Annotated in this window: 23 protein-coding genes; 20 read left to right on the top strand and 3 right to left on the bottom strand. The window is 35.9% G+C overall.

Features of this window, described 5'->3' with window-relative positions; genetic code table 11:
* The 6 genes from H4J50_RS06080 to H4J50_RS06055 all read left to right on the top strand — a co-directional run.
* A partial coding sequence (locus H4J50_RS06080) for a hypothetical protein (protein WP_182255132.1) occupies positions 1 to 335 on the top strand: 335 nt, incomplete at its 5' end.
* 212 nt (positions 336 to 547) lie between these two features.
* On the top strand, positions 548 to 1,891 hold the full coding sequence (locus H4J50_RS06075) for a hypothetical protein (protein WP_182255130.1): 1,344 nt from the start codon (positions 548 to 550) through the stop codon (positions 1,889 to 1,891).
* A gap of 48 nt (positions 1,892 to 1,939) precedes the next feature.
* On the top strand, positions 1,940 to 2,875 hold the full coding sequence (locus H4J50_RS06070; protein WP_182255128.1) for a hypothetical protein: 936 nt from the start codon (positions 1,940 to 1,942) through the stop codon (positions 2,873 to 2,875).
* Positions 2,876 to 2,964: 89 nt separating this feature from the next.
* Positions 2,965 to 5,181, top strand: a complete 2,217-nt coding sequence (locus H4J50_RS06065) for an McrB family protein (protein WP_182255126.1) — start codon at positions 2,965 to 2,967, stop codon at positions 5,179 to 5,181.
* Positions 5,165 to 6,457, top strand: coding sequence for an McrC family protein (locus tag H4J50_RS06060; RefSeq protein WP_182255124.1), 1,293 nt, complete (start codon positions 5,165 to 5,167; stop codon positions 6,455 to 6,457). Before H4J50_RS06065 ends, H4J50_RS06060 begins: the two co-directional genes overlap by 17 nt.
* 105 nt (positions 6,458 to 6,562) lie before the next feature.
* Positions 6,563 to 7,078, top strand: coding sequence for a DUF6988 family protein (locus H4J50_RS06055; RefSeq protein ID WP_182255122.1), 516 nt, complete (start codon positions 6,563 to 6,565; stop codon positions 7,076 to 7,078).
* Between the two features lie 22 nt (positions 7,079 to 7,100).
* Here the strand turns inward: H4J50_RS06055 and H4J50_RS06050 are convergent, their stop codons facing one another.
* Positions 7,101 to 7,307, bottom strand: a complete 207-nt coding sequence (locus H4J50_RS06050; protein ID WP_182255120.1) for a hypothetical protein — start codon at positions 7,305 to 7,307, stop codon at positions 7,101 to 7,103.
* Positions 7,308 to 7,375: 68 nt separating this feature from the next.
* Between H4J50_RS06050 and fic the strand changes: the two genes are divergently transcribed.
* The 14 genes from fic to H4J50_RS05980 all read left to right on the top strand — a co-directional run bounded on the left by fic (position 7,376) and on the right by H4J50_RS05980 (position 25,190).
* The gene (gene fic / locus H4J50_RS06045; protein WP_182255118.1) at positions 7,376 to 8,482 is read left to right on the top strand and encodes a protein adenylyltransferase Fic; all 1,107 of its coding nucleotides are present in this window, start codon (positions 7,376 to 7,378) and stop codon (positions 8,480 to 8,482) included.
* 31 nt (positions 8,483 to 8,513) lie between these two features.
* On the top strand, positions 8,514 to 10,904 hold the full coding sequence (locus H4J50_RS06040) for a class I SAM-dependent DNA methyltransferase (RefSeq protein ID WP_182255116.1): 2,391 nt from the start codon (positions 8,514 to 8,516) through the stop codon (positions 10,902 to 10,904).
* Positions 10,904 to 12,292 carry a restriction endonuclease subunit S gene (locus H4J50_RS06035; RefSeq protein ID WP_182255114.1) on the top strand — a complete coding sequence of 463 codons (1,389 nt, stop codon included), beginning with the start codon at positions 10,904 to 10,906 and terminating at the stop codon, positions 12,290 to 12,292. Before H4J50_RS06040 ends, H4J50_RS06035 begins: the two co-directional genes overlap by 1 nt.
* Positions 12,285 to 13,118, top strand: coding sequence for a hypothetical protein (locus H4J50_RS06030; protein WP_182255112.1), 834 nt, complete (start codon positions 12,285 to 12,287; stop codon positions 13,116 to 13,118). Before H4J50_RS06035 ends, H4J50_RS06030 begins: the two co-directional genes overlap by 8 nt.
* Entirely contained in the window at positions 13,115 to 13,996 is an 882-nt protein-coding gene (locus tag H4J50_RS19845; protein WP_182255110.1) for a DUF4145 domain-containing protein, read from the top strand. The genes H4J50_RS06030 and H4J50_RS19845 overlap by 4 nt, the downstream gene beginning before the upstream one ends.
* Before the next feature lie 11 nt (positions 13,997 to 14,007).
* Positions 14,008 to 15,039: a virulence RhuM family protein gene (locus tag H4J50_RS06020; RefSeq protein WP_182255108.1), complete on the top strand. Its 1,032-nt coding sequence runs from the start codon at positions 14,008 to 14,010 to the stop codon at positions 15,037 to 15,039.
* 99 nt (positions 15,040 to 15,138) lie between these two features.
* Positions 15,139 to 15,381: a hypothetical protein gene (locus tag H4J50_RS06015; RefSeq protein WP_182255107.1), complete on the top strand. Its 243-nt coding sequence runs from the start codon at positions 15,139 to 15,141 to the stop codon at positions 15,379 to 15,381.
* Positions 15,336 to 15,683: a hypothetical protein gene (locus H4J50_RS06010; protein WP_182255105.1), complete on the top strand. Its 348-nt coding sequence runs from the start codon at positions 15,336 to 15,338 to the stop codon at positions 15,681 to 15,683. The genes H4J50_RS06015 and H4J50_RS06010 overlap by 46 nt, the downstream gene beginning before the upstream one ends.
* Positions 15,674 to 16,915: a hypothetical protein gene (locus tag H4J50_RS06005; RefSeq protein WP_182255103.1), complete on the top strand. Its 1,242-nt coding sequence runs from the start codon at positions 15,674 to 15,676 to the stop codon at positions 16,913 to 16,915. The genes H4J50_RS06010 and H4J50_RS06005 overlap by 10 nt, the downstream gene beginning before the upstream one ends.
* A complete protein-coding gene (locus H4J50_RS06000; RefSeq protein ID WP_182255101.1) occupies positions 16,912 to 17,274 on the top strand; it encodes a hypothetical protein in 363 nt (120 codons plus the stop codon). Before H4J50_RS06005 ends, H4J50_RS06000 begins: the two co-directional genes overlap by 4 nt.
* 153 nt (positions 17,275 to 17,427) lie before the next feature.
* Positions 17,428 to 20,679 (top strand): type I restriction endonuclease subunit R, encoded by a 3,252-nt coding sequence (locus H4J50_RS05995; RefSeq protein WP_182255099.1) that lies wholly within the window; start codon positions 17,428 to 17,430, stop codon positions 20,677 to 20,679.
* 46 nt (positions 20,680 to 20,725) lie between these two features.
* Positions 20,726 to 21,910, top strand: coding sequence for a hypothetical protein (locus H4J50_RS05990; protein ID WP_182255097.1), 1,185 nt, complete (start codon positions 20,726 to 20,728; stop codon positions 21,908 to 21,910).
* Positions 21,910 to 24,219 (top strand): hypothetical protein, encoded by a 2,310-nt coding sequence (locus H4J50_RS05985; protein ID WP_182255095.1) that lies wholly within the window; start codon positions 21,910 to 21,912, stop codon positions 24,217 to 24,219. The genes H4J50_RS05990 and H4J50_RS05985 overlap by 1 nt, the downstream gene beginning before the upstream one ends.
* Positions 24,220 to 24,500: 281 nt before the next feature.
* Entirely contained in the window at positions 24,501 to 25,190 is a 690-nt protein-coding gene (locus tag H4J50_RS05980; protein WP_182255093.1) for a YceH family protein, read from the top strand.
* A gap of 67 nt (positions 25,191 to 25,257) precedes the next feature.
* Here the strand turns inward: H4J50_RS05980 and H4J50_RS05975 are convergent, their stop codons facing one another.
* Together H4J50_RS05975 and H4J50_RS05970 are read right to left on the bottom strand one after the other, a co-directional pair.
* The gene (locus H4J50_RS05975) at positions 25,258 to 25,662 is read right to left on the bottom strand and encodes a hypothetical protein (RefSeq protein ID WP_182255091.1); all 405 of its coding nucleotides are present in this window, start codon (positions 25,660 to 25,662) and stop codon (positions 25,258 to 25,260) included.
* 32 nt (positions 25,663 to 25,694) lie between these two features.
* Entirely contained in the window at positions 25,695 to 26,687 is a 993-nt protein-coding gene (locus H4J50_RS05970) for an alpha/beta fold hydrolase (protein WP_182255089.1), read from the bottom strand.
* Between the last annotated feature and the right edge of the window lie 111 nt (positions 26,688 to 26,798).

Raw genomic sequence — 26,798 nt, 5'->3', positions numbered from 1 at the left:
ATTTACTTGAAATCCAAAAATACAACGTAGTTGAAGATTCAAAAAAAAATGGAGTAAAATTAAATGCAATAAGGGATTTATTGCTCAAAGACGAAATAACTTTCGAAGATGAAGTCATTTCAAAATACCTTGTGGTAAAAACGATAAAAGGTACTGTTAAACACTTTAAAGATTCGGGTATTACAACAACATCCGGATTAGCTATCACTCAACTTTATGTGAGTAAATTGATAAACGGCACCAGCAATAAAATAAACAAGGTATTGCTGCGGATGGCGAAAGAAACCATTAACACTAATAAATCTACCGCAAAGCAAAGAGGCCTTTACCTGTAATTTTAAAAGTATTACTTTAAATGACATAACTTGATAGATAATCATGTTTGAGTTAAATGTGATTTCTGTTATGTTTGATTTGATTAACAAAAGTGTTATTAGCGCGACATAGAAGCTGAATTAACTGCAATAAACACTAAAGCGAAAGCTAAGCCAAAAACTAAAAAGGAAGTCAAAGCTGTATAGCTTGATGAGCAAAGGAAGTTGTAATAATGAAGGATATATTAAATAGCTGGGCAAAGGATAATCAAGTAAGAATCACTAGCCCTGTGATAGGTGCTTTTATAAGTTCTTGGATTTTATTTAACTGGGATCGGTTTTTATTGCTTTTTTGGGGAAGTGGAACACTGTCCGAACGTTTGAAGCATTTTCAAGAGACCACTAATTTTTCAGATTATCAATTTTGGTTATGGCCGCTGATAATGGCACTGATTTACGTTTTTGTCTTACCGTATTTAAATGTTTGGACGCAAAAGACCAAAAGACATGCAGAGTTGCTTCGCTTCAATGAAGTGGTTGATACAGATATCACGAAAGAGATAAAGTTAGCTCTACTTAATGAAGAAAAATATAAATCAAACCCTGATAACGATTACCTTGGCCAGAAAATTAAATTTGAACAAGAGCTGAAGGAAGCAGAAGTTAAAAAATCTCAAGCAGAAGCTAACAAAGAACAAGCAGAAGCTAACAAAGAACAAGCTGAAGCTGAAATGAAGACAGCTGAGGCCAATGAAGCATTAGCTCGTGCAGAGCAAGAAGAAGTTAAAGTAAAAAGTGAGAATCTAGAGCTAGAGAAACATCAACGAAGTGCAGAAAAAGAAAAGCAAGCCCATGAAGTTACTAAAGCTAGACATCTGAATGAGATAGCAACATTACGCTTCCCTACGGCATATCAATATATCTTTAGATTATCAGAGGATCTTGCCGAACAAGGTTTTATCCTTAAAGTCGATACTATTGCCTTAATTATTGCAAAAGTATTTGGCTACTCAACAGCTAATGATCTAATTACAGATAGCAATTTCACACAATCAAACTTATCCAATTTATCATTTGTAGTTTACGAATCATCAGAGTTTATAGATGAATTGAAAAGTATTTTAGATAAAGATGGTACCGAAGTAATTGATGAAAGTGAGTTGTTTGATTTCGTAATTCAAGTATTTGAAGTGATAAAACATTGCAAGCTGATTCCTAGTGACTCATTAAGAGAAGAAGCTGTAAGTTACATTGAAGATAATGGTTTTGAAATATTAGAATTAGATCAAGTTAACAGCCAAATGGCAGATACAAATGCTATTTTTGATGAGATTAATGAATTTGTAGTTAATGATATGAATGTTGATACCAAAAAAAACACCTGTTCTTTTGAAATGTCAGGCTGTGTTTCAGGCACTAGCCAAGAAGATAAAATGTTTTGTGGAGATACCATTGATGTCCAATTTACACTTGCTTATAAGCAACTTATTGGGGCAAATGGTTTTGGTGAGCCTGAATATATTGAGGTAACAGCTGAAGCAGCTCATCCAGATGATCACAGTTATCGTACAGAGTAATAATTGTTGAGGTTATTGATAAAATATTTTTTAGGGATTTATTGAAATATGGATATTCTTAAAATTGTTGCTGTTATTTGTACCTGCATAGGGACATTACTTGCAGCATATAAATTCTTCTGGAAAGCCCCATCAGAAAAAGAAGCTAAACAACCTAAAGTTGTAGAACAAACTATCGCCACACGCTTAATCACATTATTTGAATCTCACGGTGTTCACCGTAATCAAATTGAAGAGTTTTTTGGCCATGGTTTAGATATTCCTTTTTGCGCTACCGATGAAAAGCTACTAGAAAAAATCACGTCTGAAATTATCAATGATGCCGCTGTATTATTTGGAGTAAATAAAGATTGGCTTGAAGGTAGTTCTACCGAAATTTACAATATTCCTGACTTTTACAAACACCCTGAAAGGTTTGATTCATACATAGCTGACTTAGTCGAAAAAACAGATGCAGACAAACTATCTGCTTATGCACTGATAGCCGATAAAAAACTAATGAATATTTATAACGACTCATTATTTGTGATCGCAGAGCCTATAGGTGAAATAAATCAACGTGAAATATACAAGTACCACTTTTTAGGGCGCTGGGGAATTCATTATTGGAAGTCTCGTGCATATTTTACCGCATGTTGCGCATTGTTATTCAAACATGATTTATTAGTGACAGGTCAAATAGTTAAACGTAATTGGATTAGTGAAATTTATGAGGGCCAAACATTACTTGAATATGATTACACCGAACGATATGGCGGTGTTAATTTTCCGACCGTAGGCTCATTCATTGTGTCAGACTTCGTTGAAATGCCAGATAATTATTTAAAAGGTATGAATACAGAACAAGGAAGAGCAATACCTTTAGCATTATCGAAATGGCTGTCACTGAGTGAAAATGGCTATATGCGCTGTTTCCCTGTAGATGAAGCCTTTCATGCTAGCGTTGAAAAGGACTTTAAGAAAAAATTGGAAGAAAAAGTATAAAGGTATTTATATATTGGAAGGTGCTTTCATATTCGAAAAATATGTGGCTATTCAATACTGGTTTATTCGATTAAGGATTAGTGGAAGTAATGGCTATATTTTGTGGTGATAGAAGTTCCAAAGCAGCTATAACTGCGGTAAGTGATTTCAAAAAAGAATGCCTTATCGATGGTGGTTCACTTTTCACCAGCGAGTCAGTTTGGACACCTGACTGTGTGAAAGAATTAGTTGTTTATTTTGTTGAAAACTTAGATGAAGGTGAAGGCGATTTTTTTAGCAAGTTAAAAGTTCAATTAGCTGAGGCTAGCCCACAAGCTAAAATACTTGCAAGTGAAATGATGTGGTTTATGTTGTTATGTCCAAGCAATATCGGCGCAGAAACTTCAAGAAAAAATATTAAACAAGTTCTTGAGTTTTCGGGGCAAAAATTTTCAGAGATAAGTACAGATATATACGATAAATACCTTAATAGTGATGTGCTTTCTGGTATCGGTAGCGCAGGCACTGCATATAATACTGGGCGCTGGCGTGAACTTTGTTACTTCATTAATATCACTAAAAAGCTATTATCATTACCTCAAAAAGAGCGCATTACTCTATTAGACGATTACCAAGAATTTTCATTATGGTTAGAGCAGGTGCCCGAAAATGAACAACGTCAATTAAGGCATATGTTGTTGTATCTGTTTTATCCAGAATTTCATGAGCGTATTTTTGGCAACACAGATAGGAAAGCAATATTGATTCAATGTACTGATATTACTAGTGCTCAGTTCAATAAAATGAAAACAAGAGAGGCCGATCAGCGCTTATATAAGCTTCGTCAGAAATTTGAAAAAGAATTTGAGACTAATGAACTCGATTATTATGATGTAGCACCGTTGAGGCGTTTATGGAAAGGGGATATCAACAAACCTCTTATAACAGAGCCTAAAGGAGATTACACCGTAATGACAAAGACAAGAGAACTATCAGCACCAAACTTAAATCAGATTCTTTATGGCCCTCCTGGAACAGGTAAAACTTATTCTACCATTATCAAAGCACTTGAGATAATAGCACCACAATTTTTAGCAGAAAATCATACCAACCGTACTGCACTTAAAGCACACTTTGATAGTCTATTAAAAGCTAACCGAATCAGCTTTGTTACTTTCCATCAAAGTTTCAGTTATGAAGATTTTGTTGAAGGAATTAAAGCTTCTACAGGTGAAAGCAATCAAGTCAGTTATGACGTTGAAGATGGTATATTTAAAGCTATTTGTGATCGCGCGTCGTCAAGCGTTGGTGGTGTGGTGGCTGCTGATTCATTCGATAAAGCGGTTAAGCAGTTACAAGAAAAATGTGAAGAAGCTGATAAGCGTATAGAGATGAAAACCGTACGTGGTAGAGCATTTGAAATTGAGTTTTCTGGTGGAGCAACATTCAAAGTTTTTCCACGCTCAACTGAAAGCACAGACCCTAAGTATGTAGCGTCAATTGCCAATGTAAGAAAGTTATATTTATCTGGCTCTAAAGACGGTATTTATAATTCTTCATATGTTGAAGGATTTTTACTGTATTTGAAACAACATTTAGGCGTAAAAGATCCAGAAAGCAATGCTGTAAAAAGTAGCGCTAAAGAGCAACCATTTGTTTTAATTATTGATGAAATTAATCGCGGTAATATTGCTAACATTTTTGGTGAATTAATAACATTGATAGAACCAAGCAAGCGTGCCGGCGGTGAAGAAACAATAACTGTAAAACTACCCTATTCAAAAACTCCATTCTCAGTACCTTCAAACCTATTCTTAATAGGAACTATGAATACTGCAGATAAGTCGTTAGCACAAGTTGATATAGCATTAAGGCGTCGTTTTGAGTTTATTGAAATGATGACTGATTATGATGTGTTGGAAGATATTCCAGACATTGATGGTATTAATATCAGGAGACTGGTTGAAACGATAAACAAGCGCATAGAGTTACTTTACGATAGGGAGCATACAATCGGTCATAGCTTCTTTTTATCATTAAAAGATCAGCCGGAAATTAAAAAGTTAACTAGTATTTTTGAGTTACAAATATTACCTCTACTTGAAGAATACTTTTTTGAAGATTGGGAGCGGGTTGGGCAAGTTTTAGGTGACCAATTGAAGTCAGACAATAATCTACGCTTTATTATCGAAAAATTTGAGTCGTCTGAAATTAGTAAATTAATGGGCGATGAGTGGGAGTTAACTGGTATTCAGCCCTACATTCGTAATAACGCTGCTTTAACAGACCCTCTAGCTTATATTGGTATTTATGAGCCAATTAACTAAAGAAATAACCATACGGGAGTATGGTCTCTTAGTTAAAGGCGGTAATAATTGCGATATTAGTTGTAGTTCAATACCGGCAAGTGCTTTTGAGTGGCTATTAGTGAATGGGCAAGGTGTCGGTGAAAGTAACCGAGAGCTTATTAGAGTTAAGCGCCAAGGTAAAAGCATTGCTTTACAAGTGGTTAACTTTGTTGGTGTGCTCGATACTCCCTGTGGTAGCCGCATTGAAATACTACCTAAAGTAACCGCTAATGATGAAAATCCAGAGTTAGCGAGAAAAACTTTATTAAAGATGTTGTCAGTTGTTGAAAAGTTAAAGTTAGAGCAGTTTCACCAGTCGAGCTTACAAACCCTAAAACAGCCATTGTTTGAGGTGCTGATAACCCAATTTCTACAAGCAACATCGAAGCTGATTAAAAGAGGGCTTCGAAGCCAATATAAGCGTATCGAAAAAGAAACTTCGTTTTTGAAAGGACAGCTGCTTACAGCTAAACAGATCAGGCAGCGTCCTGGTCGCCAGCACTATTTTCAAGTATCTCATGATGTTTTTACCACCGACAGGGCGGAAAATAGAATATTACATTCTGCGATAGCGCAAGTATTTAAGTGGGCAAAAAGTACAAATAATCAAAGGTTAGCTAGAGAATTATTATTTGTATTTCATGATATTGAAAAATCTACTGATTACAAAAGTGATTTTAGAAAGTGGTCGAAAGATCGCACCCTTGCGCACTATAGAGATATAAAGCCTTGGTGTGAATTGATACTTAGCCAACAGTCGCCGATAACGATGAGTGGAGTGAATAACGGCGTATCGTTTCTTTTTCCAATGGAAGTGTTATTTGAGCGATATGTAGCTGCAAAATTAAAACGCCAGATAAGTAAGCCGCTTCGAATAACAGAGCAAACCCAGAGTAAAGCATTAACAAAGCATAAGGAGCAAAACTGGTTCAAGCTGCGCCCTGATATTGTTGTTTATAACGACAAGACTATTGTTAGCGTAATGGATACTAAGTGGAAGCTGCTTAATCAAAACCTAAAGACGGGTAAGGATAAGTATAATCTTGCTCAATCAGATATGTATCAACTGTTTGCCTATGGCGAAAAGTATATGAACGGGGAAGGTGAGTTGTATCTTATTTATCCCAAACATGAAAATTTTGAAACACCACTTGAACACTTTTCTTTTAAACCAGGGTTACAACTTAATGTCGTACCTTATGACTTGGTTAATGATGAGTGTGATATACAACTTGTGATAGACAAGGTTAACTAAATGGAATCTTTGTTAGCAAAGTCTAATTTATTGATAAAAGAAATTAACCCAATAATTATTCTTGGTCCCGGTCAGAACATTAATCGCTGGTTTGGAAGTTGGATTATGTGCGATGTGGCCGTTGAGCATGCTCACTCACTTCAAAGTTTAATGGATGTAGGAAATTACACATCAGCAATGGCAGTTCTAAGGCTTCAGTTCGATGCGCTAACAAGATCAGTGTGGCTTCTTTGGGGAGCAACAGATAATAAAGTTGAGCGAATTATGCAGAAATTGTCGGCAGATACCGCGAACGCAGACAATGGTTTGCCATCTCATTCTGAGATGATCAAACAAATCGATGGAAAAGCTCCCGCAGAAGCGACACGTATGCTGAGTGAATTTAGACATTTGACGTGGAAAGCTTCAAGCTCCTTTGTTCATGGTGGGATTCACGCAATGCAACGTCATAAAGATGGTTATCCATTACAGTTACTTAAACAGATCATGATCAGCTCAAATGGTTTAGTGATGTTGTCAGCAGTTCACTTTGCATCAATGACAGATAATGTTTATGTAGTTAATGATATAGCTCGTATTAGAGATTCGTTTAGAGATGTCTTGCCGAAATTAAACTTGTAGTTACTTTACGCCTTAAGTAACGCTATGGGGGTGGGTAAAGTGGTTGGCTTGTGTATTCGTAAGCGTGCTGTGAAGTGTAATGTCTCGTTAATCGGGGCTTTTTGTTTCTTGTTGTTTTTTGTGTAAGTGCTAACCACTGAGTCCAATTAAAAATAGGCAACACACTCACTATGTCGATACCATCCACATGACAATTGAACATGACGATATATTGTGATTTATTCGACATAACACCTTTACGTGTCGATCCGATCAACATATACTATTTTCATGTCGAAATATTGAGAATATATAAACATGTCATGGCAAGCTGAAACTCCTTTTAATAATATGCCGTTATTACCACCCGCTATAGATAACATTGAATCTATCCCTATTCTCAAAGCCTGTATTCCTGCGCGTGCCGCACTTGCTGAACTAAAACAAGCAGGCGAATTATTACCGAATCAAGAATTATTAGTAAATCTTCTACCCTTATTAGAAGCAAAAGACAGTTCAGAAATAGAAAACATTGTTACCACTACCGATAAGTTATTTCAGTTTTCTCAGGAAGATAGCTTAGCTGATCCGGCAACCAAGGAAGCGCTACGATATAGAACCGCATTGTACGACGGTTATCTTCAATTAGCTAAACGCCCGCTTTGTACAAATACTACGGTAGATGTATGCAGTACCTTGAAAGGTACGGGTATGGATATTAGAAAAGTGCCTGGCACGGTAATTAGTAATCAAGATACTCAAGAAATAGTTTATACCCCACCCATTGGTGAAGCAGCTATAAGAGATTTATTAACTAATTGGGAAAACTTTCTACATGCTGAAGATGATATCGACCCACTAGTTAAAATGGCAGTTAGTCATTATCAGTTTGAAGCTATTCACCCATTTCACGATGGCAATGGCAGAACAGGCCGTATAATCAATATCCTCTATTTATTAGAGCAAGAGCTTTTAACCTTGCCAATTTTGTATTTAAGTCGCTATATCGTCCAACATAAAGCGGACTATTACCGACTATTAACAAGTGTAACCTCAAATGCTAATTGGGAAGAATGGATTGTTTTTATTCTTAATGGTGTCACTGAAACGGCGCAGTGGACAACCAAAAAAATAGCAGCAATAAGATCCCTTATTGAAAATACCAGTAACTATATACAAGTAGCTTTGCCTAAAATATATAGCCATGAACTTGTTCAAACTATTTTTGAGCAACCATATTGCCGTATTAATAACTTAGTTGAACGCGATATTGCTAAACGACAAACGGCTTCAGTTTATTTAAAACAACTGGCAGAAATTGGCGTGCTAGAAGAAATGCAACAGGGCAAAGAAAAACTATTTTATCACCCTAAATTAATGTGTTTAATGAGCCAAGACGATAATGGTTTTCAACCTTACGCATAAACTGGCGATTAAACTAACAAAGAGAAATTAAATGAACCAAACTCCTAATAATCTAGCAACCTTTTGTTGGTCTATTGCTGACCTTCTTCGTGGTGACTTTAAACAATCTCAATACGGTCGTATTATTCTCCCTTTTACCTTATTACGACGTCTTGAAGGCGTATTAGAAGAAAGCAAAGAACAAGTGTTAGCCGAAGTTGAAAAATTATCAAAAATGGCTTTGTCAGAAGAAGCTCAAGAACAAATGTTACTAAGGGCAACAAAATCTGTAAGTAACCCTGCAGGATTAAGCTTTTTTAATACCTCAAAAATGGATATGTCTAAGTTAGGTGAGTCTGGTATCAAAGCTAACCTTGAAAGTTATATTCAAGCTTTTTCTAAAGACGCTCGTGAAATATTCGAATACTTCAACTTTGCTGAATTTATTGGCCAGCTCAATGATGCTGACTTACTTTGGAAGGTGGTACAAAAAGTACGCGCTACTGATTTGAGTCCCAAAAGCCCTCAAAATCCCACTGGCATAACCAATCACGATATGGGACTAACCTTTGAAGAACTGATACGACGATTTGCTGAAGGGTCAAATGAAACCGCTGGTGAACATTTCACCCCACGCGATATTGTTAGACTTACCACTTCGTTAGTATTTATGGAAGATGATGATGCTCTAACTAAATCAGGCATTATCCGCACAATTTACGACCCTACAGCTGGTACGGGGGGCTTCCTTTCTTCAGGAATGGAATACGTACACGAATTAAATCCACAAGCAGTAATGCGTGCTTATGGGCAAGAACTTAATCCTGAAAGTTACGCTGTTTGTAAAGCCGACATGTTAATTAAAGGGCAAGACGTTACCAACATTAAGCTAGGTAATACGCTATCTTACGATCAACTTTACGCTGATAAGTTTGATTACATGTTATCTAATCCACCATTTGGCGTAGATTGGAAAAAGATTGAATCAACCATTAAAGATGAGAATACACTAAAAGGTTTTGATGGGCGCTTTGGTGCAGGACTACCTAGAGTGTCTGACGGCTCATTGTTATTTTTAATGCATCTGCTTAATAAGCTTAGAGGTGCAAGTGATGGTGGCGGTCGTATTGGTATTATTCTTAACGGCTCACCATTATTTACGGGTGGAGCAGGTTCAGGAGAATCTGAAATACGCCGTTATATTCTCGAAACTGATTTACTCGAAACCATAGTCGCATTGCCTACAGATATGTTTTACAACACAGGTATCGCTACTTATATATGGATACTCTCAAATAAAAAGTCTGATGAACGCAAAGGTAAAGTACAGCTTATTAACGGCGTAAACCTCTGTGGAAAAATGCGAAAATCGTTAGGTAGTAAACGTAATGAAATGAACTCTGATGACATTGCCTTAATCACTCGTACCTTTGGTGAATTTGATGTGGTTGATGCTACTACATTGAATGAATTAGGCTTAAACAAAGTAGCAGAAACAAAAAGTAATCGCGGCAGACAATCAGCTAACCCTAAAACCGAAGCACCAAAAACCTTCGCTAGTAAAATATTTGCTAGTTATGAGTTTGGTTATCGTCGAATAACCATCGAGCGCCCACTACGTGAAAGCTACCAATTCAGTGATGAACGTATTGCTGAGCTACGTTTTGCCGCCAAACCATTAAACGCACCGATGAAGTGGGTGTATGAAGAGTTTGGCGCCAACTGGTCAGATAATACTGACTGTGAGAAATATGGAATATTGGATAATGTCGCTATAGAAGTTCGCGCTTATGTAAAAAGCCACTTTAGTGACTTAAAAGAAAAACAAATTAATGACTTACTCGATAGTAAAACATGGCTGATGCAACAATCTATATTATTGAAAGCCAAGAAACTACAATACTTGATTGGTAATGCACAATGCGACGACATGAATACTTTCGATGCTGTAATTAGTCATGCTTGTAAAGACACAGATAGTAAACTCGAAGCTAAAGAGAAAAAACAAATTACTGCGGCAGTTAGTTGGAAAAACCCAGCAGCTGAAAAAGTTATTAAGAAGGTACACAAAGCCGCAGCTGACCCTTTTTATGGTTTGTTTGAAGAGAGCGGTGGTGCAGGTAACGGAAAGAGAGTCTTGGAATATAAAGCTGATGGTGATTTACGTGATCATGAAAATGTAGCTCTTGACCCTAGCCAAGCAGTAAATGACATCAACGAAGCTTACTTTAAAAAAGAAGTTCAACCGCATGTGCCTGATGCGTGGATAGATGCCAATAAAAAAGACGATAAAGATCAAAAAATAGGCATTGTAGGTTACGAAATTCCGTTTAATCGCCACTTTTATCAGTATCAACCGCCAAGAGATTTAGTCGAAATTGATGCAGATTTAGATGCTGTTTCTGCCGAGATAATGAACCTTCTGCAAGAGGTGCATTCGTAATGGCAGGCGAAAAAACCTTGAGCGGAAAGTATATGGCTTATCCTGAGTATAAAAACTCAGGAATAGAATGTTTGGGAATGTTACCCTCTCATTGGGTAGTGCAGTCACTATCAATTGCCACAAAAAGAATTTCAGTCGGATTAGCTACATCTGTTACTGGATATTACAGGGATAAAGGTGTTCCAATCATACGAAATATGAACATTAAAGAGGGATACTTTGATGGTTCAGATATGTTGTATTTGGATGAAAAATTTGCGGCTGCTAATTCTGGAAAAGTAGTGTATAAGGGAGATGTAATTGCTGTACATACAGGATCAAATCTTGGGTTGGCTTGTATCGTTCCTGAAGAATTTGATGATTGCCATACATTTACAACATTAATTGTGACAACCAGTGAAGGGTTGTTAAATAAGTATTTAACTTATTGTATTAATTCAGCATACGGTAAAGCTGAAGTTCACCGGCTAAAGTTTGGATTTGGTAAGGATAATCTTAATGTAAAAGAATTTAAGTGCTTCTATACACTTCTTCCTGAATATTCAGAACAAGAAAAAATAGCCTACTTCCTCGACCACGAAACCGACAAAATCGATACTCTGATAGAAAAACAACAACAGCTAATAAAACTACTAAAAGAAAAGCGGCAAGCCGTGATCAGTCATGCTGTCACCAAAGGTCTAAACCCAAGAGGCCCAATGCGCGATTCAGGTATTGAGTGGTTAGGTGAAGTGCCAGAAGGGTGGGTTGTAAGTAAAATTAAGTATGTTGCAGAGTTAACCCCCAAAAAATCACACGTTGAAAATGCCAGAACAAATAAATGCAGCTTCATTCCAATGGAGAAGTTAAAAACAGATATACTTGTTTTGGACGAAGTTCGCATCGTCGGCGAGGTTATTGATGGATATACATATTTTGAGAACGAAGATGTTTTGATGGCCAAAGTAACCCCATGTTTTGAAAATAAAAACATGGTTGTAGCTAGAGGATTAGAAAATGGCATAGGTTTCGGCTCTTCTGAGATATATGTATTAAGAGCAAATTCAAAAATACTAAATGACTATCTATATTATCGACTTCAAGAAGATATATTCATGGAAATTGCAACAGCATCAATGAGTGGCGCAGGGGGCTTAAAGCGTGTGCCTTCTGATATTATAAATAATTTTATTTTTGCACTTCCTCCAAAAAAAGAACAAGCTGCAATTTACCAGTACATCCGATCTTACACCTCTAAGTGCGATGATTTAATCAACAAAGCAGAGTATGCCGTTACGTTAATGCAAGAACGCCGTACAGCACTAATATCCGCAGCCGTTACGGGGAAAATAGATGTAAGAAGCTGGCAGGCTCCTAAATCCTCAGCCCAAGGGACTATTAATGACTGATAAAACAGTGCAAGTATCAATAGTTTCACCTATTCCAATAGCTGCTGTAGAGCCACCAAAGCAATTAACACTAACTCAGCGTATTGACGCTGATGAAGGGTTAAAAGCTAAGCGTAAATTGCTGACAGTAGTTTCACTCATTCTATTAGCTATCGCTTTCTCTGGCGCAAAAGTGGTAGAGGCAAATACCTTTATCATGAAGATTAGCTTCACTAATCAAGATGGTATTGCTTATTTATTACTACTATCCATCGCTTTCCTAATGATTCGCTACTACAACTATGCTCGCCCATATCATGATGAACTTTATAAAGTATGGACAGAACGAATGTTAGGCGATAGATATTTTCATTTGTATGATGAAGAAGCAGATATTAGTGAAGGGTTAATTGATGATTTAAAACCACAAAATTTAATACGAGATCAAAATAATCAAGATTGTGGCCCTTATAAAGCTAAATATCGTTGTTCACCTTTTTTCAGAAGGCATATTGAATATACTTGGTTTTCTGGCACGGGTTCTGGTCATGAGAATTTTGCTACAGTTGATTTAATGTGTATTAAAAGTGAGGAAGCTAAAAATAAAAATAAAAATAAAAATAAAGAAAAAGATACAGAACAAAAGCAAAAAACAGCTAAAGATGAAATTAACTTTAAGGCATATATTAGAATATTAAAATATGAATTTAGGTATCGTACAACCAGGTATTTAACCCATAGAGAAAACTTAGATATTATAGCTCCTTATTTATTAGGCACTTTTTCAATATTCAGTTTTATTTTCAGTAAAGAGATCATAGAAGTTTTAAAAGGATTTAGTTCGTGAATACTAGCAAATGGAAATCAATATTAGGCTTCGTCGCCTTAGATGAGTACCCCAACCTACCTTGCCCTTATTGCCATCAAGAATCATTGAACATAGATGAAAGTAGTATCATTAGTCGTGAAGTATCTAATAATTACAAAAAAATTGCTTCGCGCCACTTTAACTTAGAACTTACCAAGCAAAAAGAAAAAGCCGTAGTACAAGAAAAACTCATTGGGAAAATGCTGGGAAGTAATTCTGTATTAGGGTTATTTGGTGCGGCAGCAGTGATCTACCATGAAGTAGTAAAACCAAATTATCACTTTTGTAAGTTTACAGCCTTTATGACTTGCGCCAGCTGCAATGACAATATAACGGTTACAGGTTTGTCTCAAGAACAGGCTGAGCAGGATACGGAAAAAAAGCAATTACCTTCTCTATATAAAATAGATCACTTTTCAGTACCTGTGCCTATGTTTGAAATTAGTCCTACCGTTCCAGCATCAATACAGTTAGAACTATTAGGTGCGTTTAATTACTTTCATATTGATACCAACTCATCTGCTAGTAAGTTGAGGCGAGCAATAGAAAAGTTCTGTAGTGAGTTAGGTATGAAGCCAAATGCTCTTGCTCGACAAATAAAAGAGTTGGAAACCAAGTACCCAACAGAAGCAAGCTTTCTGAATACATTACGTTTAGTAGGTAATGAAGGCACTCATTCTGATAATGTAGATGAAGATGACTTATTGCTGGCGTTTGATATTGTTGAAGAGGTATTAGCAATATTCCCTCGGTTAGCTAAATTAGAAAGATTAAAAGCACCACAAGCGCAATTGGAAGACAAGTTTGATAAGAAAAAAGCACAAACAGAAGCTAAAACACTAGAACATGAAAAATAACGGAGTAATTAATGAGTAATAACTTAATGCCCGAAGCACCTAATGGTGAGTTTATTTTATTTAATAGTGCTGATGGTAGTACTAAAGTTGAATGTCGATTTGAATCTGATAGCTTATGGTTAACTCAAGCGCTAATTGCTGACTTATATCAGAAGGGTGTACCTACCATAAATGAGCATTTATCTAATATTTATAACGATGGTGAGGTTGATCAAAATGCAACCATTCGGAAATTCCGAATAGTTCGCCAAGAAGGTTCTAGACAGGTCACAAGAGAAATTGAACATTACAGCTTAGAAGCTATTTTAGCCGTAGGTTATCGCGTTCGTTCGAAAGAAGGGGTGCAATTCAGACAATGGGCTACCAAAACCTTACAAGAGTATTTAGTTAAAGGTTTTGTGATGGATGACGAGCGCTTAAAGCAACCTGAATCTAGTCCTTATTTTGAAGAATTACTTAATCGTATTCGCGATATTCGATCATCAGAAAAACTTTTTTGGCGTAAAGTGTGCGATATTTATGCAACAAGTATTGATTACGATGGTAAAGCTCAGCAAAGCGTGAATTTTTTTTCTCAAGTACAAAATAAAATGCATTGGGCGGCGCATGGTCACACGGCTGCAGAAATTGCTTACCAACGTATAGATGCTGATAAGGCGCACTTAGGTTTAACCAATTATGCTGGTAAAGGTAAAGGCAGAGAGCCAACTCGTAAAGAGGCGATAATAGGTAAGAACTTCTTGTCTGAGGTTGAGCTAGAAACCTTAAATCGTTTAGTAACGTCTTATCTTGAGTTTGCTGAGCTGCAGGCGCGAAATGGCAAGTTAATGAAAATGATTGATTGGTCTAAGAAGTTAGATGATTTTCTTAAGTTAAGTGATTTTGATGTATTAACCCATGCGGGAAAAATATCAGCAGAGCAAGTAAAACAAAAAGCTAAGCAAGAATACGACAAGTTTAGACGAGTTATTGATTTACAACCAACACAAGTTGATAAAGACTTAGCTGATGCAGTAAAAACGCTAACGAATACAAAAAAGTAAAAGGCTGAACGAAATAAGCTAATAAAGATAAGAATAAATATGTGATATCGTAAAGGTTATACAACTTTAAAACCGCTAAAATAATTGAAGGAGCAAGGAATGTTCAAAAACTTAATTATCTTAATGCTTTTCTCGTTTTATTGTCTTGGAAAAGAGTCAGTTAATACTATCGCTTTGACTGAAGAAAAAATCATTCTTAATATACCTACCCCACTAATAGGAATGACGGCTGTTGATGACTTCTCTTCTGCAATTGAAGAACCGAATGCCAGTGCTGGCGGTGCAATGGAGATGCAATGGAGATGCAACGATATTTTACCACTACCATATTGGCTAAATTGAAAAATTGCCAAGCTAAAACCCGAACAGCATTTCAGGAATGGTATGCGGGGCATGGTCTTATACCGTCACAGGAAAAAATAGCTGAATCATCTATGGTCATTAGAATTTGGGATAAAGAAAAAAACGGTATTTTTGAAGCGAAATATGAGTTGAACCAAACCGAATCTTATGTACGATCTTCCCTAGATTATTATCAAAAAAATGGTAAAAAATTACCAATAGAAACTATTACGGCGATGATTGAGCATTATCAGTTATCACTGTTATGGCAGGCGTTATCGGAGGCGATGTCATGCGATTAGCCTTTTTTATTTTCTTTACTCTTACTTTATTCAGTTCGTATACATTACAAGCGAAAGAATGGCGTTTAGCAGTATGCTACGGTAAAAACGCGACTGAAATTGATAAAAAGTACCGTAAAGTTATTAGTGATACGGCAGCAAGGGTTTTTGCAATAGTTGACGACGATGCTGAACTCGCATTTATGGCGAGAGGGTGTGAAAAAGAGCCGGATTTAGCCTGTTATGCAGACAGTAGTGCTATATATTGTCGAGAAGAACCATTAGCACTTATTACTAGAGCGTCTGCGTGGCTAGCCGCTGAAGCTGCTTTTATGTATTTATCTAATGATAAAAAAGTAACCGTGTTAAGTGAGGCACCTAAGTTGAGTTGGGTAGATGCACTGTTATTAGCTGATGCTGAAAAATACGATGATGATAAGATATTTACCCACAGGGGGAAATCAATTATCGCTCGTAGGAATTTAAGTGCAGATGATTTAAATGCTATTTACTCTTTAGTTGTTGATATATATTCACACGTAAATAATGTTATTAAGCCGGACACTAAAAACATTATATTATCAACGGCTATAGATATTTATAATGAAATAAATGGGTATGCATTTTCATTTATATTAGGGCATGAAGGTTATCATTTTAATGGCAATATTTGTCCTATAACGAGTAAATCCGTTGTTGAAACTAAAAATGTATGGGCTGAAATATATAAATTACAATTAAAACCAGGCTTGTTCGATAGTAAGGTCATGTTAGATAAGCATGAGCTAAATGCTGACTTGTGTGGCTTCAAATGGATGGGGGTGCAAGTAGAAAAGTCAGGGAGAGGAAATGAACACGTGCTATCAGCCTTAATTAAGCGAGTCGCGATTGATTTGTTAGCTACGCCAATATTGGCAGGTTCATTGAATAGTTTTGATGTAAATGAACTAGGTGAAGATGCTCCTAAAGTCAAACTAGTAGATGGCTACCTCTATCCTCAATCTAGGCTTGTATTAGCTTCTGCAACCTTGAACCTTTCTGAAAAAAAACATCCTGATGCAGTCAAGATATGCAATGACACAGCGAAAGCTGTCGTTACTATGATTCAACACTCGGTTCAAAATCATCCAAAAACATCTGGCTATATTCCAGATTCACTTTTAGCCCAACTCCCCTTAGGTGTAGAAAAAGCATGGAATGATGGTGCGTGGACTGATGAGAGTTATTTGTGCAATGTTGGAGATAGTAAATGAGTATTTTAGGCTTCTCTGCGAGCGATATTGTAAATATTTTACAGCTTGGAATATCTGGTGTTGCATTTGTTTTCTTAGCGATGAGCTACACCTTGTTACGTAAAGAGCAAGAAAGAGAACAAGAACCAAGAGATAAAATGTTAAGCTCAATCAGGCATTTTTCAATATTGAGCTTCGTTTTTGCAATACTTGTTGCGGGTATTGGTATTTATGATAATAAAACTCAAGTATCCGATTCGATACCTGTCTTATGTCAAGACGCCCTAGATAGAGCTGAAGTATTATCAGCGACTAAAAGTGACCATAATTTAGATACTCTTCATGAGTTATTAACAAATACTATATCGAGCTGTAAGTAATTAACATTAGTTATTAAGCTGTAATAGATAAAAGGATTTACATGACCCAAAAGACTTTAGAAGCACATGAATGTTCATTAAAAGATGTGTTTTGTGATGATTACTCCTTCGAGACACCAGGTTGTCAGCGTTCTTATTCATGGGAAGTGAACAATGGATAAGGGTAACGAGCATACATTCCAAAACGATATGATTCGTCAGTTCATATCTAATGGTTGGTTACTTGGAAACCCAGAGAGCTATAACCGTGAACTAGCTTTGTATGAAGAAGATGTTTTGGGTTTTGTTAAAGATACTCAAGACGTTCAATGGCAAAAATTCTGCGCTTTGTACCCCACTAATCCCGAACAGAAATTTTTAGAACGTGTTGCCTCACAATTAAACAAAGCTGACCCTAATGCCGCTAATAAAGAAATGCGTACTTTTGGTACGCTAGGCGTTTTACGACACGAAATACGTGATCGAGGAACGCGTTTTAGTTTATGTCAGTTTAAACCTGAACATGATTTAAACCCTGATACGCTGACGCGTTACCAAAAGAACCGTTTACGCGTAGTACCAGAACTTGTGTATTCACCTTGGGCAACTGATGAACATGAAGCAGAAAATGGCATTAGAGCAAAAAAATGGCGAATAGATTTAGTTTTATTTGTTAATGGTTTACCTGTAGTCACACTTGAGCTTAAATCAGAGTTTAAACAAGCAGTGCAAAATGCTATGAAACAATATAAAACCACGCGTTTTGCTATAGATCCAGCTACTAAGAAGCCCGAACCTCTATTAACCTTTAAACGTGGTGCTTTAGTACATTTTGCAGTAAGCCAATATGAAGTCTATATGGCTACACGATTGGAAGGTAACGACACTTATTTTTTACCTTTTAACAAAGGCACAAGTGAAGGTGGTGCTGGTAATGATGTACCAGAAAATATTAATCAATACGCTACTGATTATTTATGGAATGAAGTGTTACTGCCCGAGAACCTATTAAACATTCTATCGCGTTTTGTACATTTACAAATAGAAGAGAAAGAGGATTGGGAAGGCCGTAAATACAAAAAAGAAACATTAATATTTCCTCGTTATCATCAATGGGATGTTGTTAGTAAATTAGTTGATGCTGCTCGCACTGAGGGTCCTGGCCAGAAGTATTTAATACAACATAGTGCTGGTTCAGGTAAATCAAACTCTATTGCTTGGTCTGCACATCAATTATCTGCCATTCATACTGCTGAAGGTAATAAGCTATTTGACTCTGTCATTGTTGTCACTGATAGAACGGTACTTGATGATCAGCTACAAGAAACCATCTCACAATTTACTTCAGTAGAAGGCATGGTAGGTAGGATAAATCGCGATGAAGGAAATGGTTCTAAATCTGAGAAACTTGCTGGCGCTTTAGAATGCTCACAACCAATTATTATCGTTACCATTCAAACCTTTCCCTTTGTGCTTAAAGCTATTGAAAATAGCGTTAGTTTGAAAGAAAGAAATTTTGTTGTTATTGCCGATGAAGCACATAGTTCACAAACGGGTAGTACTGCTCGCCAGCTGAAAGAAGTATTAATGATTGATACTAAAGATGTTGACGAAGAGCTCACTACCGAAGATATTTTAGACGCTACGGTGGCTTCACGCCGCGCTTCTAGTAACTTAAGTTACTTGGCATTTACCGCAACACCTAAAACCAAAACGCTTGAACTGTTTGGGCGTTTACCTAAGCCTGATGAAGCTCCATCTAAGCAGAATAAGCCTGAAGCGTATCATGTGTATAGTATGCGCCAAGCTATTGAAGAAGGCTTTATCCTCGATGTATTAAAAAACTACACCAACTATAAAGTTGCTTATAACCTTGCGATGAAAATGGAAGGTAGTGACCAAGAGGTGGAAAGTAAAAAAGCTAAAGTAAAATTGAATCAGTGGGTACGCCTGCATGACTATAACATTAGCCAAAAAGTACAGGTGATTGTTGAACACTTTAAAAATAATGTGATGGGTTTATTGGGTGGTCAAGCTAAAGCTATGGTTGTTACCAGTTCACGCAAAGAAGCCGTTCGATATAAACAAGGCTTTGATAAATACATTGTAGAAAAGGGCTATCAGAAAATACATGCAATGGTCGCATTCTCTGGTGAAGTAGAGTTTTCTGATAAAGACCCTGGATGTGAAGCGTTAGTCGATTTTAAATTTACTGAAGCTAATATGAATGACAACCTCAAAGGTCGGGATATGCGTAAGGCTTTTGATAGTGATGATTATCAAGTGATGATAGTTGCCAATAAATTTCAAACCGGTTTTGATCAACCAAAACTCTGCGCTATGTACGTTGATAAAAAACTTGGTGGGGTAGAGTGTGTACAAACACTCTCTCGTTTAAACCGCACATTCCCTGGTAAAGCTGAAACTGGTACTTATGTCTTGGATTTTTTCAATGAACCTGAAGAAATTCTCACTTCATTCCAGCCCTACTTCCAAACTGCTGAACTAGCTGACGTATCAGACCCTGATCTTATTTTTGATTTGAGGGACAAGTTACGTTCGTCAGGTATTTTTCAATGGCAAGAAGTTGAACAATTCTGCAATGCATTTTTTGTTAAAAGTAAAAGTAACGCCGCCATTGCCAATATTTGTAAACCTGCTGTTGAACGTTGGCAAAAACGCTATAAGTCTGCAATTGATGCATACAAACAAGCCCGAGATATGTTCGAACGCACTAAAAAAACGGGCGATGCCGTATTAATGGCTAATGCTGAGAACAGTTTTAAAGATTGTAAGCAGGAAAAAGACGCTTTAGAGATATTTAAAAAGGATTTAGGCACATTCGTACGCTTCTATGAGTTTATGTCTCAGATTGTCGATTACGATGATAAAGAGCTAGAAAAATTATGCCTTTATGCTCGTAACCTTCGCCCTATGCTACGTGACATAGTTACTGAAGAAAGTGATGTCGACTTAAGCAATGTCGTGATGAGTCATTATCGATTATCAAAAATACGCCAGCAAGATATTCAATTAAAACAAGATTCTCCTGAATACGAATTAGTACCAGGTGACGCAGTGGGGACAGCCAAAGCTAAAGATCCGAAAGAAGAGTTTCTTTCTCAAATTATCTCTAAGCTAAATGAATTATTTATCACAGATATGCTGACCGATCAGGATATGGTTAATTATCTATATACGATTAAAGATAAAGTTAAAGAAAACATCTTAGTGATGAAGCAAATTGATAATAATACACCAGAACAAGCTATGTTAGGTGACTACCCCAAAGCGTTAATGGACGCGATTATGGGAAGCGGTGCAGCACATGAAAACCAAATGATGCAATTGTTATCGAATCCAGATAAGGCTAATGGGTTTTCTAGGCTGGTGTTTGATTTGTTGAAGTTAGCTGATAAGGAATAAATTAGTTTCATGTTAATTATAATTAAATATGTAATGGAGTATAGAAATGCCTGATAAATTGAAGGATTTGGCTCTAGGGAAAAGTGGATCTTTAAGCTCAATCGAAGACTTAATGCAAAAATTACAAAGTGAAGAAAAATTTAAATTAAGGCTACCTGCAAAACTTAATTCGCGTGGTGCTTTAGGTATTGAGGCTGCAGTTATACAACTATTGGGTACTTGGTTGAAGTCAGGGAATTATCAAAAAATATTTCATACTTACCAAGATGCTACCACCGAAGACTTTGCTAAATTATGTTCTTCAATTTATGGTATTGCTGCTCTGTCTCTGGTTGATGAAGTCTGGGATAAAATAAAAGTAAAGCAGCCACGCTCTATGGTTTTACATGAAGCAAAAACAATTGTTGAAAATATCAGGAGTAGAGACTTTAGTAAAAGCTTTAAAAGTCGTTACTTTGGAATTCCATGTATTACAAAGCCAGAATATGATCGTGAGTTTCATATGCCAGTTTACAATAATAATAATGTGATAGAAGGAGACGCTTTTTATAATTTAATGAAACAAATTATGTCCGATACTATCAACGGAGATACACGTTTTAATCGATTAGAGAATAAAATTGGGCTACAAGATTTATCGGATTTACTGTGGGAACTATTCAAAAACACACATGATCATGGACGGTGTGATGATGACGGTGACGAATTAGATTTAAATTTTAGAAGTTTAATTATTCAGCAACTAGATATAACTCCAAAATATTTGACTCAATGGTGTGGGGATAGCCCTACAACAGCTCAATTAAATTTTTGCCAACATTTGCCTAAATCACCTTATTCTGATGATGACACACCTGAAACTGATAAATATCATATATTAGATATTTCTATTACAGATTTTGGGGCTGGTTTTTTGAACTTAGCTAGTGATAAAGCTAATAAAGAGGATCCTAAGAAAGTATTATTAAAATGTTTAGAAAGTGGTTGGTCTAGATTACAAAGCAGATCACGAGGAGATGGCCTTACAAAGGTTCTAGAAAAAGTTAATCGATATAAAGGTTGGCTAAGAATAAGGACAGGGAATTTACTTTTAGAAAAGTCATTTACAAATGAAAATAATTATCAAATCAGTGAATCAGATATTACAGTTTTATCAAATTTTGTTGTTGGAACGACAGTACATATATCAATTCCATTGCAAATAGAACTTGCTACAGAAGGAAACTCTTAGTGTTTATTTTTGAATGTGAATATAACAGTGGAAGTCAAAGCACAAGAGATAAAAAAAATTGCTTAATAATGTTTTTAGGGCAATTCTCAAATGAAACCAGTTTCCCTGCTAGTCTAGATACTCAGATACAGAAGGCTTACAACAATAACCTTACACAAGATGTTGTTATTTTATTATTTCCTAAATACTTAAGCGATGAAATAAGTGATTTGATGGGTAATAACACGATTAAAATTGAGCTTAACCGATATAAATATATTGACGTCCAGCTATTTAGTTTTGATAAAGAGGGAAACTTTGAACCATTTTTAAATCTACTCAATAGCCGTTCGCTATATAGTACCTTACAGCCTGAAATCTTACAGAAGGATGTAAGTGAATTTGGCTATAAAGCATTAATGGACGATAGGGCTACTGATGTATTAGCTAAAGCCCCTGCGGGAACAAACTTTGTTAAACCTTCAGGTAAAGTTTTAGAAGAATTCATTTATGCTTCCCAGTTAGCAAGAAGCAGTTGTGAATATCAATTTTTAGCTATGTCTTTATTACCTTATAAGCCTAAAAATATTTCTATAGATTGTATTTATATTGACACGGCAAGTATATCTGCAGTAGCTGAGGCCTTAACTTATTATATATCCAAATTTTCTTCGACTATTTGTAAGCATGTAAAATACAAAAGCTTCAGCTCTTATACTGGATTAGAAGATAACAAACCTGATAATTCAGGATGTGCTTGGATCATAATTTCAGCTTCTGAAAGCACTAACTTGGGTAAACAAATTGTAAAAGATTGGATGGTGAAACCAGAGCAAGTAATTACAATTCTTTCTCATAAAGACATACTATCTCCCACTGCTGAGAATATTGGCAATGCAGTGGTTTATTGTATAAAAGATTATTCAAGTAAAGATGCAAGAAACTATTCACCGGTTAAAGTTCAGGTTCATGGAGAAAGTTTTGCTGTTGAAGCTTCTCCTCCAAATGAAGTCTTGTTATTGAAAGCACATAAACCTTTGTTTATTGACAACTCTGTTAATAAATATAGAGATAATGATGTGTTTTCAGTGAATAGAAAAAATAAAGACGTGGAAGGTGATAATCCGTTTGTAATTTATGTTGATTATTTAAAGTTGAGAGAAAATTATTTAAAATGCGTTTGGAAACAAGGAACGGAAATTGAAGAATCAGTATGTATAAGAAAAAAAACTGATGACTTGTGCCCTAAAAGTCTTTTATATAAATGGATAGAGCAAATTGTCCAGTGGTCTATCCCAAGAAACTTGAAAGGTGTAATTGTTGGGGATAGTCCACAAGACAAGGCCTTATTTAATGACTTTAAAGTTGTGTTATCTGTCAACGGGTTTGACTTGTCTAATATAGAAGAGATAAATCAGGAAGACCAAGATAAAATGTCCACACTTGGGGTAAATAGCGTTTTAATCCTATCGAGCGTAATTAGTTCTGGGAATTGTTTTGTGGATATTAACAGGTCATTAAGGTTGGCTAACCATAATGGAATGAGAATTTTTGCTACTACTTATACTACCGCTCCTTCTCGAAACAGATTTAAAAGCTTCAATGTTAGTGTAACTCAAGGAACTAATGGTTTTAAATATGCCTTTTTTAGCTATCAAACTATTTATGTGGGTGATAATAAAAATTCATCTTGGATTAGAGAAAAGGACTTTCTCACTGATTTGATTAACAAAAATTCTGGGATTGCAGGTATAGAATTTTGGGTTAAAAGAAGAGCTCAACTTAAAAAAATTAGTACCGGTTTGCAAGGTAAAGTCGGAGTTTCATATGAAAGTATTGATAAAAATTTAGAATTTGCTCCTGATTTTGTTTTTTGGCCTAGTAATTATTCAATAGAGTCAATCAATCTAGAAGCTGTTTATGTAACGGTAGCTTCAATATTACAGAATTTAAGAGATAACCCTATCAAGGGAGTTACTCTTCAATCTAGCATTTACCAGCATAGTGTTTTATCACCAGAAAATTTTATTCGCTTTAACGATGCTGCCCTGCAATCATCACTTTGGCGAGCTGCCACACAAGCAGAATTAGACTATAGAAGGTCTGAAATTTTGAGTAGTAGCTTTCAAGGTGTTATGACTAAAATAATGTCGTCTAATGGTGCAAGGAGCTACATATGTTTAGACTTACTTTTGGCTATAGGTATTCGATGGATTAAAATATCTAAAGAGTCTTTAGATAAAATATTAGATGATGCTGAAAAGCATTTAACAAGTCCATATGCTGAAGTACTAGTTCAATACCTTAAAAGTGAGTTTAATTCAGAATAGATGGTGGGCAGTTTGGTGGGTTATATGTTTTTACTCACCTTTGTTTTCTCTTAATTTGTTGTTTTATATTGGTTATTTAATTTTGCTCTATATTCAGATCCAGAACATAGAATAGTTTTTTAGTTTATTTTAATCACTGAAAGCCATAGTTAACACTTAAGTTGAGCTATGGCTTTTTTTATGCCGTATCCGTTATATTCAGATAGAAAAACCTTAGGTTGCTTGGTATAACTTATTCTCAGTTTACGTTAACTCGTTATTTTCAATTAGGATGCCTTCATATGATCACATTATCCCCAGAGCAATGCCGTGTTATTGGCGTAATGCTAGAGAAAGAAACCACCACACCTGAGCAATATCCACTTTCAGTCAATGCCATTACCTCCGGCTGTAATCAAAAAAGTAACCGCGAACCGGTAATGTCGCTGAGCGAAAATGATTGGCAAAATACGGTAGATGAACTGGTACAAATGAATCAGTTAATGATTGACCAAAAAGCATCAAGCCGTGTAAATAAGTATTTTCATCGCTTTTGTAATACAGAATTTGGCAACTTACAGTTTTCAGCACAACAACGGGCAATTATTTGCGTGTTATTTTTAAGGGGGCCACAAACACCTGGCGAATTAAGAACGCGAACCACACGATTAGCTGACTTTGCCGATGTTAATGAAGTTGAATCTGCTTTGAATCAATTACAAAACGTGAATAACCAAGCACTGGTTAAAAAACTCGAACGTGAACCCGGCAAGCGAGAGTGTCGTTATGTGCATTTATTTTGTGAAATTGATGAAAGTAGTGCAAGTGAACCTCATATTCCTCAAGTTGCGTGTGAAGCCAACTCTACAACACAGGTCATTCCATCAGGCGACAACAATCAACTTGCTCAGCGAGTTACCGTGTTAGAGCAACAAGTGGTTGAATTAACTGAGCAAGTTGCTTGTTTAATGGAGCTACTTGAAGATAAGTGACATTAATTTAATCGATGTGTAATTACGGCTTTGATAATATTTTTTAAATGTTCAATGCTTTAAAATATTATTGCAAATGCACTAACCCAGTATCATCTCGCTCAAAGCCATGACAAACATAACCAACTAACTGTCGTTTTTTCTTCGATATTTGATGGAAGTGTTCAAAACCCACTGAGAAAGCAAAGGGGTTGGCGTTGTAGTCGGCATAGGATTGATCACTACCATTTTTTGCTTCGCGAACGCCTGCGGCGAATGAGCTTAAAAAGTCGTCTCTGTTGTTGAGCAGAATAACCGTAGCACCGCTGTCATTTTCAACTAGTTCTAGTGCGCCTAGCTCAATATATTTGTCGACTACTGTGTTATTGAAAAATCCACTGTATTGTTCAGTTTCAATATCATAAGCAGTGGCTGAGTCATGGGTTGCTTCCATTAAAGAGACAAATAATTCACGTACTTTTTTTGAAATCACGCACTATTCCTTTTAAACTTAATTCAGCTTATTTACTTATCAATAGCTCGATGAAAAGCTTTTATGAAAACTTCATAATTTTCGAAGTGCGGCATATGTCCAAGTCCTTCTAATTCGATCAGCATAGAGCCTTTAATTCTATTTTTAGTATTAATACCTAGTTGTTTGAAATTGCCTAGTTCTCTAGTTTCACCTTTTTTTAACCAACCTCGGCCTGGGCCGGTTTGATCTCTGGTACCAATAATAAGGACAGTTTCAGTTTTTATTTGTGAAAACTTATCCACCATATTTTCAGAGAAGATAGGTCCATAAGTTAAGGCATTATTCCATGCAACTAGCTTCCAATCGTCACCTGCAAGCATACCTTTTAAAGGAACTAAAAGTTTTTCATATTCGCTTGACCATTGGCCATCATAATAATTTTTAATTTGATAATTTCTTGCTTTATCTAAGGTTTTAGCAAGCTCATTTTTATAGAAAAAATTAGTGTCTTTAAAATCAGTATATTTACCATAGTCTTCTAATCCAATAGGGTTAATTAAAATCAATTTATTAACCTTAGGTGCATAATTAGCGGCGAAAGTTGTTGCTAACATTCCGCCCATTGAATGTCCTACAAGCACAATTTCTTCAACCTGCAAGCTATCCAGTAATAGCTTAGTATTTAAGGCAAATTGGCCAAAACTATATTGATAATAATCAGGCTTTGAAGATTTACCAAAACCAATTTGATCAGGGATGATAACTCGGTAATTATTTTTGAGTAGATCGTTCGCAACCTTTTCCCAGTAGTAACCTGAAAAGTTTTTCCCGTGGAGTAATACAAAGGTTTTTTGCGCGTTTTTATCACCAATGTCCATATAGCGCATTTTAAAAGGCTGATTTTGAGAATTAAAATTAAACGTTTTCACGTCAAACGGATAAGAAAATCCGTCTAATTCTTTATTATATTTAACAGGAGAGTTAGCAAATGCATATGACATTAAGGCAATAAAAGAAAATAAAACATAACAAATTTTTTTCATATCAATCTCATTTAATAAGCAGCTTAATTAATAAAGTAGCTATTAAAATACTAAGTTAAAAATATAATGTTCATGTATGAAAACAGGACATTTGAGTATTTATGCACGATA

The sequence above is a fragment of the Colwellia sp. 6M3 genome (genome assembly GCF_014077595.1).
Taxonomy (GTDB): Bacteria; Pseudomonadota; Gammaproteobacteria; order Enterobacterales; family Alteromonadaceae; genus Cognaticolwellia.
The sequence above is the reverse complement of the archived record's forward strand: the minus strand, read 5'-3'. Positions and strand labels throughout refer to the sequence as shown.

What these genes read in the sequence shown, in the direction of transcription:
- H4J50_RS06075 (WP_182255130.1), top strand. Translation starts at nt 548, where the DNA reads ATGAAGGATATATTAAATAGCTGGGCAAAGGATAATCAAGTAAGAATC.
- H4J50_RS06070 (WP_182255128.1), top strand. Translation starts at nt 1,940, where the DNA reads ATGGATATTCTTAAAATTGTTGCTGTTATTTGTACCTGCATAGGGACA.
- H4J50_RS06065 (WP_182255126.1), top strand. Translation starts at nt 2,965, where the DNA reads ATGGCTATATTTTGTGGTGATAGAAGTTCCAAAGCAGCTATAACTGCG.
- H4J50_RS06060 (WP_182255124.1), top strand. Translation starts at nt 5,165, where the DNA reads ATGAGCCAATTAACTAAAGAAATAACCATACGGGAGTATGGTCTCTTA.
- H4J50_RS06055 (WP_182255122.1), top strand. Translation starts at nt 6,563, where the DNA reads ATGTGCGATGTGGCCGTTGAGCATGCTCACTCACTTCAAAGTTTAATG.
- H4J50_RS06050 (WP_182255120.1), bottom strand. Translation starts at nt 7,307, where the DNA reads ATGTCGAATAAATCACAATATATCGTCATGTTCAATTGTCATGTGGAT.
- fic (WP_182255118.1), top strand. Translation starts at nt 7,376, where the DNA reads ATGTCATGGCAAGCTGAAACTCCTTTTAATAATATGCCGTTATTACCA.
- H4J50_RS06040 (WP_182255116.1), top strand. Translation starts at nt 8,514, where the DNA reads ATGAACCAAACTCCTAATAATCTAGCAACCTTTTGTTGGTCTATTGCT.
- H4J50_RS06035 (WP_182255114.1), top strand. Translation starts at nt 10,904, where the DNA reads ATGGCAGGCGAAAAAACCTTGAGCGGAAAGTATATGGCTTATCCTGAG.
- H4J50_RS06030 (WP_182255112.1), top strand. Translation starts at nt 12,285, where the DNA reads ATGACTGATAAAACAGTGCAAGTATCAATAGTTTCACCTATTCCAATA.
- H4J50_RS06020 (WP_182255108.1), top strand. Translation starts at nt 14,008, where the DNA reads ATGAGTAATAACTTAATGCCCGAAGCACCTAATGGTGAGTTTATTTTA.
- H4J50_RS06015 (WP_182255107.1), top strand. Translation starts at nt 15,139, where the DNA reads ATGTTCAAAAACTTAATTATCTTAATGCTTTTCTCGTTTTATTGTCTT.
- H4J50_RS06010 (WP_182255105.1), top strand. Translation starts at nt 15,336, where the DNA reads ATGGAGATGCAACGATATTTTACCACTACCATATTGGCTAAATTGAAA.
- H4J50_RS06005 (WP_182255103.1), top strand. Translation starts at nt 15,674, where the DNA reads ATGCGATTAGCCTTTTTTATTTTCTTTACTCTTACTTTATTCAGTTCG.
- H4J50_RS06000 (WP_182255101.1), top strand. Translation starts at nt 16,912, where the DNA reads ATGAGTATTTTAGGCTTCTCTGCGAGCGATATTGTAAATATTTTACAG.
- H4J50_RS05995 (WP_182255099.1), top strand. Translation starts at nt 17,428, where the DNA reads ATGGATAAGGGTAACGAGCATACATTCCAAAACGATATGATTCGTCAG.
- H4J50_RS05990 (WP_182255097.1), top strand. Translation starts at nt 20,726, where the DNA reads ATGCCTGATAAATTGAAGGATTTGGCTCTAGGGAAAAGTGGATCTTTA.
- H4J50_RS05980 (WP_182255093.1), top strand. Translation starts at nt 24,501, where the DNA reads ATGATCACATTATCCCCAGAGCAATGCCGTGTTATTGGCGTAATGCTA.
- H4J50_RS05970 (WP_182255089.1), bottom strand. Translation starts at nt 26,687, where the DNA reads ATGAAAAAAATTTGTTATGTTTTATTTTCTTTTATTGCCTTAATGTCA.